At 67.6% G+C, this 13,405-nt stretch carries 14 protein-coding genes and 2 pseudogenes; 10 read left to right on the top strand and 6 right to left on the bottom strand.

Annotation, left to right across the window (positions count from 1 at the left end; all coding sequences use genetic code 11):
* Positions 1–2,154, bottom strand: a complete 2,154-nt coding sequence (locus AQ610_RS20855; RefSeq protein WP_043283223.1) for a penicillin-binding protein 1A — start codon at positions 2,152–2,154, stop codon at positions 1–3.
* On the opposite strand from AQ610_RS20855, the pseudogene AQ610_RS37535 reads away from it, so the two are divergent.
* Positions 2,143–2,334: pseudogene (locus tag AQ610_RS37535) on the top strand (hypothetical protein). The gene AQ610_RS20855 and the pseudogene AQ610_RS37535 overlap by 12 nt on opposite strands.
* The gene (locus tag AQ610_RS20850; RefSeq protein ID WP_006029062.1) at positions 2,331–3,302 is read left to right on the top strand and encodes an HTH-type transcriptional regulator ArgP; all 972 of its coding nucleotides are present in this window, start codon (positions 2,331–2,333) and stop codon (positions 3,300–3,302) included. Before AQ610_RS37535 ends, AQ610_RS20850 begins: the two are co-directional and overlap by 4 nt.
* Here AQ610_RS20850 and ltaE read toward each other — a convergent pair.
* Entirely contained in the window at positions 3,271–4,284 is a 1,014-nt protein-coding gene (gene ltaE / locus AQ610_RS20845) for a low-specificity L-threonine aldolase (RefSeq protein ID WP_043283201.1), read from the bottom strand. The two genes, AQ610_RS20850 and ltaE, sit on opposite strands and share 32 nt — an antisense overlap.
* A gap of 401 nt (positions 4,285–4,685) precedes the next feature.
* Here ltaE and AQ610_RS20840 point away from each other — a divergent pair, with 401 nt between their 5' ends.
* From AQ610_RS20840 to AQ610_RS34365, 3 genes are read left to right on the top strand one after another with little or no spacing between them, the layout of a single operon-like run.
* On the top strand, positions 4,686–6,098 hold the full coding sequence (locus tag AQ610_RS20840; protein WP_009914212.1) for a cytochrome ubiquinol oxidase subunit I: 1,413 nt from the start codon (positions 4,686–4,688) through the stop codon (positions 6,096–6,098).
* A 35-nt stretch (positions 6,099–6,133) separates the two neighbouring features.
* Positions 6,134–7,141 carry a cytochrome d ubiquinol oxidase subunit II gene (cydB, locus tag AQ610_RS20835; RefSeq protein ID WP_006029065.1) on the top strand — a complete coding sequence of 336 codons (1,008 nt, stop codon included), beginning with the start codon at positions 6,134–6,136 and terminating at the stop codon, positions 7,139–7,141.
* Positions 7,113–7,283, top strand: coding sequence for a hypothetical protein (locus AQ610_RS34365; protein ID WP_015604075.1), 171 nt, complete (start codon positions 7,113–7,115; stop codon positions 7,281–7,283). The genes cydB and AQ610_RS34365 overlap by 29 nt, the downstream gene beginning before the upstream one ends.
* 58 nt (positions 7,284–7,341) lie before the next feature.
* On the opposite strand, the gene AQ610_RS20830 is transcribed toward AQ610_RS34365, so the two are convergent.
* The 3 genes from AQ610_RS20830 to AQ610_RS20820 all read right to left on the bottom strand — a co-directional run bounded on the left by AQ610_RS20830 (position 7,342) and on the right by AQ610_RS20820 (position 8,864).
* Positions 7,342–7,536 carry a YqaE/Pmp3 family membrane protein gene (locus tag AQ610_RS20830; RefSeq protein WP_009914210.1) on the bottom strand — a complete coding sequence of 65 codons (195 nt, stop codon included), beginning with the start codon at positions 7,534–7,536 and terminating at the stop codon, positions 7,342–7,344.
* A gap of 137 nt (positions 7,537–7,673) precedes the next feature.
* The gene (locus AQ610_RS20825; protein WP_009914208.1) at positions 7,674–8,519 is read right to left on the bottom strand and encodes an MBL fold metallo-hydrolase; all 846 of its coding nucleotides are present in this window, start codon (positions 8,517–8,519) and stop codon (positions 7,674–7,676) included.
* A gap of 18 nt (positions 8,520–8,537) precedes the next feature.
* The gene (locus AQ610_RS20820) at positions 8,538–8,864 is read right to left on the bottom strand and encodes a hypothetical protein (protein ID WP_009914206.1); all 327 of its coding nucleotides are present in this window, start codon (positions 8,862–8,864) and stop codon (positions 8,538–8,540) included.
* Between the two features lie 4 nt (positions 8,865–8,868).
* Here AQ610_RS20820 and AQ610_RS37530 point away from each other — a divergent pair.
* Positions 8,869–9,084 (top strand): annotated as a pseudogene (locus AQ610_RS37530) (LysR family transcriptional regulator); the annotation flags it as partial.
* On the opposite strand, the gene AQ610_RS20815 reads toward AQ610_RS37530, so the two are convergent.
* Positions 9,083–10,153: a phytoene/squalene synthase family protein gene (locus AQ610_RS20815; RefSeq protein ID WP_006029068.1), complete on the bottom strand. Its 1,071-nt coding sequence runs from the start codon at positions 10,151–10,153 to the stop codon at positions 9,083–9,085. The pseudogene AQ610_RS37530 and the gene AQ610_RS20815 overlap by 2 nt on opposite strands.
* A gap of 89 nt (positions 10,154–10,242) precedes the next feature.
* Here AQ610_RS20815 and AQ610_RS20810 point away from each other — a divergent pair, with 89 nt between their 5' ends.
* The 4 genes from AQ610_RS20810 (at position 10,243) to AQ610_RS20795 (ending at position 13,402) form a co-directional block, all read left to right on the top strand.
* On the top strand, positions 10,243–10,527 hold the full coding sequence (locus tag AQ610_RS20810) for a hypothetical protein (protein ID WP_009914203.1): 285 nt from the start codon (positions 10,243–10,245) through the stop codon (positions 10,525–10,527).
* A 147-nt stretch (positions 10,528–10,674) separates the two neighbouring features.
* Positions 10,675–11,064, top strand: a complete 390-nt coding sequence (locus AQ610_RS20805) for a VOC family protein (protein ID WP_043283226.1) — start codon at positions 10,675–10,677, stop codon at positions 11,062–11,064.
* Between the two features lie 200 nt (positions 11,065–11,264).
* Positions 11,265–12,926, top strand: a complete 1,662-nt coding sequence (locus tag AQ610_RS20800) for an alkaline phosphatase family protein (protein ID WP_006029071.1) — start codon at positions 11,265–11,267, stop codon at positions 12,924–12,926.
* 254 nt (positions 12,927–13,180) lie between these two features.
* Entirely contained in the window at positions 13,181–13,402 is a 222-nt protein-coding gene (locus tag AQ610_RS20795; RefSeq protein WP_006029072.1) for a hypothetical protein, read from the top strand.
* Positions 13,403–13,405 lie beyond the last annotated feature (3 nt).

Raw genomic sequence — 13,405 nt, 5'->3', positions numbered from 1 at the left:
TCAGTCTTCGGTGCGGAACAGTTCGAGCACGCGCGCGCGCTCGGCCGCGTCGACGGCGGGCGGCGTCGGCACGCGCGCCGCATCGGTCGCGCTGGCCGGCGCGTCGCCGTCCGCCGCTCCCCGCCGCGCCGCGTCGCACGCGAACGGGCTGCGCACGAATGGCGGCAGCGACGGCGAGCACTTGCCGCCGCCCGCATATTCGGCGTAGATGAAATCGCCGTCGACGAGCGCGACGTCCGCGGGCGGCGTGCGCTCGATCGCGCCGCGGCCGTCGATCGCGGTCTTCATGTAGTCGACCCACACGGGCAGCGCGGCCGACGCGCCCGTCGCGCGGCCGAGGCTGCGCGGCGTGTCGTAGCCCATCCAGACGACCGACACGACGCCGGACGAATAGCCGGCGAACCACACGTCCTTCGAGCCGTTCGACGTGCCGGTCTTGCCGGCCGCGTCGGCGCGCTTGAGCGCGACCGCGCGGCGCGCGGTGCCATGCGCGACGACGTCGCGCAGCATGCTGTCCATCACGAACGCGTTGCGCTCCGAGATGGCGCGCACGCCGGCCGGCGGCCGCGCGTCGAACAGCACGCCGCCCTGCCGCTGCCGGACCGATTCGATCAGGCGCGGCTCCATGCGCACGCCGCCGTTCGCGAACACGCCGTAGGCGGTCGCGACCTGCAGCGGCGTCGCCGAGCCCGCGCCGAGCGCGAGCGGCAGCGACGCGGGATTGCGCAGCGGCTCGAAGCCGAAGCGCGCCGCGTGCTGCTGGACGAAATCCGGCTGCGCAACCTGCATCAGGCTCACCGCGACGAGGTTCTTCGAGCGCATCAGCCCGCGCCGCACCGGAATGAAGCCTTCGTAGTGGTTGCCGAAATTGCGCGGCCGCCACGGATTCGCGCCCGTCTCGTCGCGCGACAGCGTGCGCTGCGTGTCGTCGATCAGCACGCCGGGAAACATCCCTTTCTCCAGCGCGGCCGAATAGACGAACGGCTTGAAGCTCGAGCCCGGCTGCCGATACGCCTGCAGCGCGTGGTCGAACACGTTGTGCGAGAAATCCGCGCCGCCCGAGAGCGCGAGGATGTCGCCCGTCGCCGCGTCGACCGACACGAGCGCGCCTTCGAGCGCGTCCTTCGCGTCCTTCGCGTCGCGCCGGCCGCCAAGCTTGAGCCCGCGCGCGAGCGCCGCGTCGGCTGCGCGCTGGTCGCGCATCGCGATCGTCGTCGTCACGTCGAGGCCGAGCGTGTACGCGTCGTCGTGGAAGCGCTCGACCATCATCCGGCGCGCGCGCTCGGCGACGTACGGCGCGGCAAGGATGCCGGGCGGCGGCGTGGTCGCGAGCGCGACCGGCGCGTCGACGGCCTGCCGGTATGCGGCTTCGTCGAGATACCCGAGCGCGCGCATGCGGCCGAGCACGTAGTCGCGGCGCGTCGTCGCGCGCGCCGGATTGACGACCGGATTGAACGCGGACGGCGCCTTCGGCAGGCCGGCGAGCACGGCCGCCTCGCCGGGCGTGAGCGCATCGAGCGGCTTGCCGAAGTAGACCGACGCGGCGGCCGCGAACCCGTACGCGCGCTCGCCGAGGTAGATCTCGTTCATGTACAGCTCGAGCAGCTTGTCCTTGCTGTACGCGCGCTCGAGCTTGTACGACATCAGGATCTCGGCGAGCTTGCGGCTCAGCACCTTGTCGCGCGTCAGAAAGAAGTTGCGCGCGACCTGCATCGTGATCGTGCTGCCGCCCTGCCCCGGCTGGCCGGTGACGACGTTCGCGACCGTCGCGCGCGCGAGCCCGCCGATATCGACCGCGCCGTGCGCATAGAACTGCGCGTCCTCGGCCGCGAGCAGCGCGTGCCGCACGAGCGGCGGGATGCGTTCGAGCGGCACGAACTCGCGGCGCTCGACGCCGTATTCGGCGAGCAATTCGCCGTCGCGAGAGAAGATCCGCAGCGGCAGCGCCGGCCGGTAGACGGCGAGCGGCTCGACGGAAGGCAGCTCCGTCCAGATGCGATGCAGCGTCCACGCGCCGACCGCGCCGCCGGCGATCGCCGCGCCGAGCACGAGGCCCGCGAGCGTGCGGAAATAGCGGCGGCGGCGCTTCGGTGCAGGCCCTCGAGGCGGCGTCGGCGGGGTTTGCCGCGACGGGTTCGGCGTGTGATCGGTCATGTCGAAATCCTTCCTTTGCAGATGCGGCGTGCGGCGCCGCGCGGATGTTGCAGCGCACGATGCGCACGCGCGCATTGTCCGGGGAGGATTCCGATGTCGGTACAATATTTAGCTTAAATTGATTACGCTAAATTTTATTTAGGATGCCGGTTCAGCCGGCGCAAAGCGAGCGACAGATGACGATCGATCCGAAACAGGCGGCGGCGCTCGTCGCCGTCGCCGATACCGGCAGCTTCGAGCAGGCGGCGGCGCGGCTGCACGTGACCGCGTCGGCCGTCACGCAGCGCGTGCGCGCGCTGGAAGCGAGCCTCGGCGCGCCGCTCTTGCTGCGCACGCGGCCGTGCCGGCCGACGTCCGCCGGCCAGCGCGTGCTGCAGCATCTGCGCCGCATGGCGCTGTTGCAGGCGGATCTGCAGGCCGAGCTCGAAGCCGAACGCGGCTCGACGATCGCGGTCGCGATCGCGCTCAACTCGGACAGCCTCGGCTCGTGGTTCCTGCCGGCGCTGACCTCAGTGCTCGCCGGCGAGCGGGTGCTGTTCGAGCTGATCGTCGAGGATCAGGAGCACACGTTCGCGCTGCTCGAAAGCGGGATGGCGATCGGCTGCGTGACGACGCAGAGCAAGCCGATGCGCGGCTGCTTCTCGACGCCGCTCGGCACGATGCGCTACCGGCTGATCGCCGCGGAGGAATTCGCCGCGCGCTGGTTCCCGCAGGGCTTGACGCGCGAGAGCGCGCGCGACGCGCCCGTCGTCGCGCACGGCCGGCGCGACACGCTGCAATCGTCGTTTCTGCGCGACAAGCTCGGCCTGCCGGACGGCGCGTTTCCGTGCCACTACGTGCCGGGCACGCACGCGCACTTCGCCGCCGTGCGGCACGGGCTGGGCTATGCGATGGTGCCCGAGCTGCTGCTCGGCACGGCGCCGCTCGCCGGGCAGCGGCTCGTCGATCTCGCGCCCGCGCATTCGACCGACGTGTCGCTGTACTGGCACGCGTGGACCGTGCAGTCGCCGAAGATGGAATCGCTGTCGTCGCGGGTCGTCGAGGCCGCGCAGCAACTGCTCGCGCCGCTGCCGCGCGGCGCCGCGAAGGCGGCCGCGCGGCCCGCGGCGGCGGCCGTCAGGCGCGCGAACGCGCGAAGTACGCGCTGATCGCCGCGACGGCCGTGTCGATGTCCTCAGGTGACACGTCGCAATGCGTGACGAAGCGCGACGCATACAGCATCTGCGTGAGGATGCCGCGCTCGTTGAGCCACGCCTCGAGCGGCGCGCAATCGGCTTCGGGAATCTGCGCGAACACCATGTTCGTCGCCTGCGACAGCACCTTCACCGGCTCGATCCGCGCGAGCCCTTGCGCGAGGCGCTCGGCGTTCGCGTGATCGTCGGCGAGGCGCTCGACGTTGTGATCGAGCGCGTACAGGCACGCGGCCGCGAGCACGCCCGCCTGGCGCATGCCGCCGCCCAGCACCTTGCGCCAGCGGTGCGCGCGGTCGATCAGCGCGCGGCTGCCGACGAGCACCGAGCCGACCGGCGCGCCGAGCCCCTTCGAGAAGCAGATCGAGATCGAATCGAACGGCGCGCACAGCTCGGCGAGCGTGCGGCCCGACGCGACGGCCGCGTTGCACGCGCGCGCGCCGTCGAGATGGGTGGCGAGCCCGCGGCTGCGCGCGAGCGCGACCGCCTCGTCGACGTAGCCCGCCGGCAGCACCTTGCCGCCGATCGTGTTCTCGAGCGCGAGGAGGCGCGAGCGGGCGAAGTGATCGTCGATCGGCTTGATCGCTGCCGCGATCTTCTCGAGCGGCAGCGTGCCGTCCGGGGCGTTCTCGATCGGCTGCGGCTGGATGCTGCCGAGCACCGCCGCGCCGCCGCCCTCGTACTTGTACGTGTGCGCGGCCTGGCCGACGATGTATTCGTCGCCGCGTCCGCAATGCGACATCAGCGCCGCGAGGTTGCTCTGCGTGCCGCTCGGAAAGAACAGCGCCGCCTCCTTGCCCGCGCGCTCGGCGACCACGGCCTGCAGGCGCGCGACGGTGGGGTCGTCGCCCCATACGTCGTCGCCCACTTCGGCGGCCGTCATCGCGGCCAGCATCGGCGCGCTCGGGCGCGTCACGGTATCGCTGCGTAAATCGATCATCTGGGGTCCCGTGGGAGTCTAGTCGAAGAAGGAACATCCGCCGTGCGGCGAAGCGGAGTGTTCGAGTGTACGCAATTGCGCGTCGCGCCGCCGGGCGCGGCTGAAGCGGCCGAGCTCGCGCCGCGCGGACGCCTTCGCCGCAGCGCGGTCAATTGACGCAGGCGCGTCAACCCGCCGCGCCCGCGACTATCACACAAAATCGCTTCAAACTTGATACCAATCAACGATTTAAGTCGACAAAGCGCTTGCCGGCGCTGGACATCTGCGACGAGTTGGCGCATTTCGCACCGCAACACCGAGCGCGATACTCCGTTCCGACTCTAGAGCTGCGGCCTTGCGCGCGCGGCGCAGGGGCCGCCGGCAGCCCCGCCGGCGGGTGTCGTCAGCTTCGGTCTACTCGCATGGAAACCGCTTTTTCGGCCCTCGATCTGGCCCGCGTGCAGTTCGCATTCACAGTCTCCTTCCATATCGTCTTTCCCGCACTGAGCATCGGGCTCTCGAGCTTCGTCGCCGTGCTCGAATACCGCTGGCTCAAGACCGGCAAGGCGTACTACAAAAGCCTCTGCCTGTTCTGGTCGAAGATCTTCGCGGTCGCGTTCGGCATGGGCGTCGTGTCCGGCGTCGTGATGGCGTATCAGTTCGGCACGAACTGGTCCGGCTTCTCGAGCTTCGCCGGCTCCGTCACCGGCCCGCTGCTGATGTACGAGGTGATGACCGCGTTCTTCCTCGAAGCGGGCTTCCTCGGCATCATGCTGTTCGGCTGGAACCGCGTGAGCCCGCGCGCGCACTTCGGCGCGACGCTGATGGTCGCGATCGGCACGCTGATCTCGACGTTCTGGATTCTCGCGTCGAACAGTTGGATGCAGACGCCGCAGGGCTTCGAGATCGTCGACGGCCAGGTCGTGCCGACCGACTGGTTCGCGATCATCTTCAACCCGTCGTTCCCGTACCGGCTCGCGCACATGGCGATCGCCGCGTTCGTCGTCGCCGCGCTCGTCGTGGCCGCGACGGCCGCGTGGCACCTGCTGAAGGGCCGCCGCGACAGGGCCGTGAAGAAGATGTTCTCGATGTCGCTGTGGCTCTTGCTCGTGCTCGCGCCGCTGCAAGCGGTGATCGGCGACCAGCACGGCATCAACACGCTGCGCCATCAGCCCGCGAAGCTCGCCGCGATCGAGGGCCTGTGGGAAACCGAGCAAGGCGGCACCGCGCTGAACCTGTTCGGCATCCCCGACATGAAGGCGGAAACCACGCGCTACGCGGTGTCGATTCCGCATCTCGGCAGCCTGATCCTCACGCATAGCTGGGACGGCGAAATTCGCGGGCTGAAGTCATTCCCGCCCGAAGACCGGCCGAATTCGACCGTCGTGTTCTGGAGCTTCCGGATCATGGTCGGGCTCGGCTTCGCGATGATCGGCCTCGCCGCGCTCGCGTGGCTGCTGCGCCGGCGCGGCCGCCTCTATGAAGCGAAGTGGTTCCAGAAGTTCGCGCTCGCGATGGGCCCGACAGGTTTCATCTCGCTGCTCGCCGGCTGGGTGACGACCGAAGTGGGCCGCCAGCCGTGGGTCGTCTACGGCGTGATGCGCACGTCGCACGCGGTGTCGCCGCTGTCGACGCAGCAGGTCAGCGTATCGCTGATGACGTTCGTCGTCGTGTACTTCCTCGTGTTCGGCACGGGCGTCTACTACCTGCTGAAGCTGATGAGAAAGGGCCCCGCGCTGCCGGGCGACACGCCCGACGATGCGCACGACGCGCGGCCCGGGCACACCGCCCGCCGCCCGCTGTCGGCCGCGAACCAGTTGATCGACGCCGCGTGAAGCCGGCGCGCCAACAAGCCAAGCGAGGTTAGCAAATGGATGTCACCGTAATCTGGGCCGCGATCATCGCACTCGGCCTGTTCATGTATGTCGTGCTCGACGGCTTCGATCTGGGCATCGGCATCGTGTTTCCGTTCTTCCCCGCCGAACACGAGCGGGATCTGATGATGAACACCGTCGCGCCCGTGTGGGACGGCAACGAGACGTGGCTCGTGCTCGGCGGCGCGGCGCTCTTCGCGGTGTTCCCGATCGTCTATTCGATCGTGCTCTCCGCGCTCTATCTGCCGCTCGTGTTCATGCTCGTGTGCCTGATCTTCCGCGGCGTGTCGTTCGAGATCCGCACGAAGGCGCGCCGCACAAAGCACCTGTGGGATCTCGCGTTCATCGGCGGCTCGACGGGCGCGACGTTCTTTCAGGGCGTCGCGCTCGGCGCGTTCCTGCAAGGCATCCCGGTCGACGGCGGCCGCTTCGCGGGCGACGCGTTCGGCTGGCTCACGCCGTTCAGCCTGCTCACGGGCCTGGGGCTCGTCGCGACCTATGCGCTGCTCGGCTGCTGCTGGCTCGTCGCGAAGACGGAGGGCGACCTGCAACGGCGGCTGCATCGCGTCGTGTGGCCGCTCACCGTGGTGCTGCTCGGCTTCATCGCGGTGGTGAGCCTGTGGACGCCGCTGCAGGACACGAGCATCGCGCAGCGCTGGTTCGCGACGGGGCTGTTCTGGCGGCTGCTGCCGGTGCCGTTCCTCGTCGCGGCGTGCGCGGTGCTGATGCGCCGCGCGGTGCGCGAGCGCCACGACACGACGCCGTTCGTGCTCGCGCTCGCGCTGGTGTTCCTCGGCTACGTCGGGCTGCTCGTGAGCCTGTGGCCGTATGCGATTCCGCAAGGCATGACGCTGTGGGAAGCCGCGGCGCCGCGTTCGAGCCAGACGTTCACGCTGATCGGCGCGGCCGTCATCATCCCGATCATCCTCGCGTACACGACGATGGGCTATTGGGTGTTCCGTGGAAAGGTGCGCCATGAAGACCAGCATTACTACCACCACTGAGCCGCGCGCCGTCGCGCGCGGCACGCGGCTGCCAGGCTGGATGTGGTTCGGGCTGCTGTGGATGGGCGGCGTCGCGGGCGCGGTGACGCTCGGTTATGCGTTCAAGCTGTTCATGTATGCGACGCTGTTTGCGGTGAAGTAGGCGCGGGGCGGGACAGGGCGGCGGCATGTGCTCGACACGCGCGCCGCCAGCCGCAAGCTCAGGAACGCCGGCCGAGCGCCTCTTCGATCTTCTTGTCGGTCTTGTACTGGCTGAGCGCGTACACCGACCAGATCGCGGCAGGCAACCAGCCGATCAGCGTGATTTGAAGAATCAGGCAGATGATGCCCGCGAACGGGCGGCCGATCGTGAAAAACTGCAGCCAAGGCAGCAGCAAGGCGAGCAGAAGACGCATCGTGATTTCCTCTTGGTCGGATTGCCGATGATCGAAATTGATCGGCGGGTAGATGGTGACGCGGCGCCGGATTTCAAGTCCGGCGCCGCCGGCCTGCGCTCGGGACCACCACGCGATCGTTATAGCAGATCGTGGCCTCATGCTGCGGTCTCGTAAAGCAGGCCGTATTTCCCCCTCGTTCGTTTTATTCGCGCGAAACCAGGTTCTCCCAAATGCATGCCGGCGATCAAAAGCCCCTCCGAGCTGACCATGTCCAGAAGCCGCGATCGCGTGGTAGCTGCCTGGGACGAGTCTTGATCGAATGCAATCGATACGTCCGGCCGTTTAATCTGGATGTGAGGAAAATGAACGATATCCCCCCAGACAAGAAGGCCCTGATCACCGGATTCGAGGACATATCCAGTGTGTCCATCCGTGTGCCCCGGTAGCGGCATTGCCCTGATACCGGGCAACACTTCTCCTTCATCGAAAGTACGGAGCCTGTCGCTGTAGCCGTCGAACACTTGACGCGCTATCAGGAAGTTACCGCGGGCCCGCTCGCTGGCACGACTCAGATTTCCATCATCCTGCCAAAATTTGACCTCTCGTTGATGAGCAACCAGTTCCGCATTCGGAAAGGCAACTTGTCCGGCCATATTCACCAGCCCCCCGACATGGTCGGGATGGGCGTGTGTGAGCAGAATTGTGTCGATCGTGGATGGTTCGATGCCAGCAAGCAATAAATTGGTCTTCAGGCGGCCGCCCCATTGCTTGATGCCCCCAGCCCCAGCGTCGATGAGAATCGTGTGGCCCGCTCCGCGCACCACGTAGCAGTTGATATGCACAGCGGAAAGCTCCTTCTGCCCTGCGTCACTCTGCATTCTGGAAGCCTCGGACGTGTCGATATTCGAGAGGAAATCGAGGCTGGCGGTGAGGTAGCCATCGCTGATTGCGGTAATCGTGAAATCCCCAGCCTGCTGGCATGGAAAGGTAACGGTGGACACGATTCTTCTCCAGACCTGCTAATTTCGGGCGTGAATGCTCGACGCGGCGTAACCAAAACAACGGATGCGCGCCGCAAGACCCGTGCGGCGAACGATGGCGTTCTCCAGGGCTTCCATGAACTGGTTCATGACCGGGGGCGTGCGAAACGACTCAAGGCGATATTGGACTTCCGCGAAAACGGGATGCCCATGTCCGTGCCGAACATCCACATAGATGACGTGAACGTTCTTGAGTTCTGCTTTAAGGACATTCGTACAGAGTTTGACGCAGTCGCCGGAAAGCCCGACCAGGCTCTCATCAGACGGCATGTGTTCCGCATGAATATGGAAAGTCACGTTTGGCATCGCCGAATCGCTGAACGTGTGGCCGATTCTCGCCGCGGACGGCGAGCCCTACCGCATCGCCCCGGCCGTGTGGCCGTCGAGCGGCGAGACGCCCAGGCAGCTCGCGCTCGATGGCGCGGGCATCGCCTGCCTGTCGGATTTCATGACCGGGCAGGATCGCGCATCGGGGCGCCTCGTGCAGATCCTCGCGCGCCACACGCAGGACGTGCGGCGCGGCGTCACGCCGCGAGCCGCGCCTCGACGTCCGCGATCAGGCGCTCGAGCCACGCGCGCAGCGCGCCGTTCGACATCGCGAGCGGCAACGAATACGCGATGATCCGGTAGACGTCGCCTCGCCGCACCTTCGACGCGCGCGCCGGATCGAGCCACGCGTCGTTCGACGCGAGCAGCGCGAGCGTCCGCAGGCCGATCGCGATCGGCCAGAAACAGGCGAGCCGCAAGCGCGGCGCGCGGCGCGGAATCGCGAACGTATAGTCGATGCCCGCGCGGAAATGCGCGAGCGTCGTGCGCACGAGCGCATGCATCAGCGGCCGCGCGCGCAGCGATGCGTCCGGGCGCAGCAGGTCGTCCGCGCGCAGCCCGTATTCGTCAAGCATCGCCTGCGGCAGATAGCAGCGGCCGATCCGCAGATCCTTCCCGCAGTCGCGCAGCACGTTGGTCATCTGCAGCGCCTTGCCGAAACGGATGCCGCGCTCGGCCATCGTGTCCTCGCGCTCGGTCAGCAGGCCGGGCAGATGCGCGCACGTCATCGTCGTCCAGAACTCGCCGACGCAGCCGGCGACGAGGTACGTGTAGCGATCGAGCTCCGGCCATTCGCGCAGCGCGGCGAGCCGGCCCGACGATTCGTCGGGGAACGTGCGCAGATCGAATTCCATCCCTTCGGTGAGCGTCGTCACGACGCCGCGCACCGCGCCGCGATCGGCCGCGCCCAGTTGCGACAGCACCGCGAGCGCGGGGCCGAGCGATTCGAGCAGCGTTTTCTCGTCCGATTGCGTCTGCTGCCCCGCGACTTCGCCCGCGATCCGCGCGAGCGCGTCCGGATCGGGCGTGCCGTTGACCTGCGCGCGCAGCGACAGCAGCAGTTCGAGCCGCTGCGCGGGCGGGATCAGCGACGTGTCGGCGATCGTGTCGGCCGCGCGCGCGAGCAGGTACGCGAGGCCGATCGGGTCGCGCATGCCTTCGGGAAGCACGCGCAGCGTCAGATAGAAGGAGCGCGAGACGCCCTTCAGCAGAGGGCCCAGCAGAAAGGCCCGGGTGGGATTGCCCATGGATCGGATCAGGTCGGTCATACGAGTGGCTGCCGCATTGTATCGGCAAACGCGCGCGGGCCGCCCGGCAATGCGTACAATCGCATCCTTTCCTGCAAGAGGTGACCGCGATGGCGATGAAGAAAACCGATCTCGAAAAGAACAAGGCGTTGAAGCTGACGCACGCGATGAAGCAAACGACGTCCGCGCGCTTCGGCAAGGGCGCCGAAGAAGCTGCGGCCGATCGCCGCGAGCGGCGCAAGCTCGAGCAGGCGCAGGGTCTCGTGCCGTTCGCGTGCAAGCTCAACATCGAGCTCGTCGCGCGCCTGAACGAACGGGCGGCCGCGCATCCGGACGGGATGACCGGATTGCTGACCGAGCTGCTGCAGCGCGGCCTCGACGAAACCGCGAAGTAACCGGCGGGCGCGCCACACGGCACGCACGACACGCACGACACGCACGGCGACGTTGCGCAGGGCCGCCGCCGAATTTTTCGGCCTATGCTGAAGACGGCGTTGCCGCGAAACCCCTCGCGCCGAATCTTCGAATACAGGAGTGCCGTGATGAATCTCCCCGTCCTGCGCGTCGCCCGGCCGACCAACGACATCGACACACTCGTGCGCTTCTATACGCAGGCGCTCGACTTTGACGTCGTCGCCCGCTTCGAGCATCACGAAGGCTTCGACGGCGCGATCGTCGGCCGCGCCGGCTATCCGTGGCAAATCGAATTCACGCATCAGCACGGCGTGACGGTCGCGCGCGCGCCGAGCCCCGAGCATCTGCTCGTTTTCTATCTTCCCGAGCGCCCCGTGTGGGCTGAGGCAGTCGAACGGATGCTCGCGCATGGCGCCACGCCGTGCCGCTCGGTGAATCCGTACTGGGATCGCAAAGGCGTGACGTTCGAAGATCCGGACGGCTATCGAATCGTCCTGCAGAACGCGCAGCCGGGCTGAGCGCTCGCGCGCGATCGCCAATCGCGTCCGCGCGCCGATACAAATTCTCACAACTTCACCGCGCCTCTCGTCGCGCACGCGTGGCGCGCCGCGGCTCGCATCGACAGACAAACGAAAGCGGCACGTCACGACACATTCGCAATCCGCGTGCAGATTGCGGCTCCGGGTGGGACACAGCCGTACTAACGATGAGGTCAACGATGAAAAGCAACAGTAAGCAGTTCGAAATCGGCGCATGGCTCGGCGCGTGCGCGCTCGCATTCGCGAGCGTAGCTTCGGCCGCCACCGTGCAGGATCGGGATCACGACAGCCGCCTCGCCGATGCGAAGCGCGTGCTGCTGGTCAGCATCGACGGTCTGCACGAGCAGGACGTCGCGCGCTGCATCGGCGCGAACACGTGCCCGAATCTCGCGCTGCTCGCGAAGTCGGGCGTCACGTACACGAACGCGCACACGCCGGGCCTGTCGGATTCGTTTCCGGGCCTGGCCGCGCTCCTGACGGGCGGCTCGCCGAAGAGCGCGGGCCTCTTCTACGACGTATCCTACGACCGCACGCTGTACGCGCCGTCTGATACGACGTGCTCGGGCAAGCAAGGCTGGAACGTCGTGTTCGACGAAACGACCGGCATCGACGCGCAGAACGGCGGCGCGCTCACGCATCTCGACGGCGGCGGCGCGTTCAATCCGCAGGCGATCCCGCACGCGCGCGTGAACGGCCAGTGCGTGAGCGTCTATCCGCACGACTACGTGAAGACGAACACGGTGTTCGAAGTCGTCAAGGAGCACATCCGCGGCTCGCGCACCGCGTGGGCGGACAAGCACGCATGGGGCTACGACTGGGTGAACGGCCCGTCGGGCAAGGGCGTCGACGATCTCGCGCGCACCGAGATCAACTCGATCGACCCGGCGACGAGCACCAACTACACCGACATCTATACGCATACCGAAAAGTTCGACGACTACCACGTGCAGGCGATCGTCAACCAGATCGACGGCAAGAACTCGACGGGCAACGCGGCCGCGCCCGTGCCGACCGTGTTCGGCACGAACTTCCAGACGCTGTCCGTCGCGCAGAAGGCGACGGTGGCATCGGGCGGCGGCTATCTCGACGCGAGCTTCACGCCGGGGCCGGAAGTCGCGAACGCGATCGCGTACGTCGACGGCGCGCTCGGCCGCATCGTCGCCGAGCTCAAGCAGCGCGGGCTGTACGACTCGACGGTCGTGATCGTCACTGCGAAGCACGGCCAGTCGCCGACCGATCACACGAAGCTCGTGAAGCACGGCGACACGCTGACTGCGCTCCTCGAAGCGAACAACTTCCTCGACCCGAACGGCAACTTCGGCCAGAACAACACCACGTCGGGCAACCTGAACGACGGCACGGGCCTCGTCGGCACGGGCTTCGTGCAGACCGACGACGTCGGCCTCGTCTGGCTGCGCGACCAGAGCCAGTTGAGCGCGGTCGTCGCGAAGCTGAAGGCGAACCTCGGCTGCAACGCGCCTGGGATCTGCGCGGACGGCCCGCAGGCGTACATCCTGTATGGCCCGAGCGTCGCCGCGCGCTTCGGCAATCCGGCGCTCGGCCGCACGCCGGACATCGTCGTGCAGCCGAACCCGGGCGTGATCTACACGTCGAGCAAGAAGAAGGATGAAGAGCATGGCGGCAACGCGCCGGACGACAGCCACCTCGGCCTCGTCGTGTCGTACGCGGGCTTCCGCCAGGGCCGCACGATCGACGCGCCGGTGCTGACGACGCAGGTCGCGCCGACGATCCTGCGCTCGCTCGGGCTCGAGCCGCGCCTGCTGCACGCGGTCGCGCTCGAAGGCACGCGCGTGCTGCCGGGCCTCGGCCTCGACCGCTGAACGAGCGCCGCGAGGCGCGCGACGCCTCGCCATCCCTCTCCCGCTCAAAGCCCGCGCCACAGGCGGCCCGCGAAGCCGCGCGCGGCAACGAAAGTGTGTGAAGTCGTCGGCGATCGTGCGAAAGCGCACGCGGACGGGCGCCGCCCCATCGTTGCCGCCCGGCGCGGCGTCTATCGCGCCGCAGCAATTTTTTTCGGGTTGGCGTCCGACTATTGTCATGCGATAACGGGATCGTCCTTATCCGGAGCATCACGATGGCCACGCTGGAAGCCTTCCGCTGCGTGCTCGACGACGCGCGCACGCCCGAGATCATCCGTCATCACATCATCGATGCGCTGCAATACGCGCTGCGCAATTACGGTCAGGTGTTCACTGCGAAGGAAGTCGAGTGGCTGACCGCGTGGGACGACCCGCGCATCCCGCTCGCCGCGCGCAAGGAGCTCGACAAGCGCGATCCGGTCGCCGCCGCGCGCTGACGG

The sequence above is a fragment of the Burkholderia humptydooensis genome (genome assembly GCF_001513745.1).
GTDB classification, from domain to species: Bacteria; Pseudomonadota; Gammaproteobacteria; order Burkholderiales; family Burkholderiaceae; genus Burkholderia; species Burkholderia humptydooensis.
This window is presented reverse-complemented; position numbering and strand designations above follow the sequence as displayed.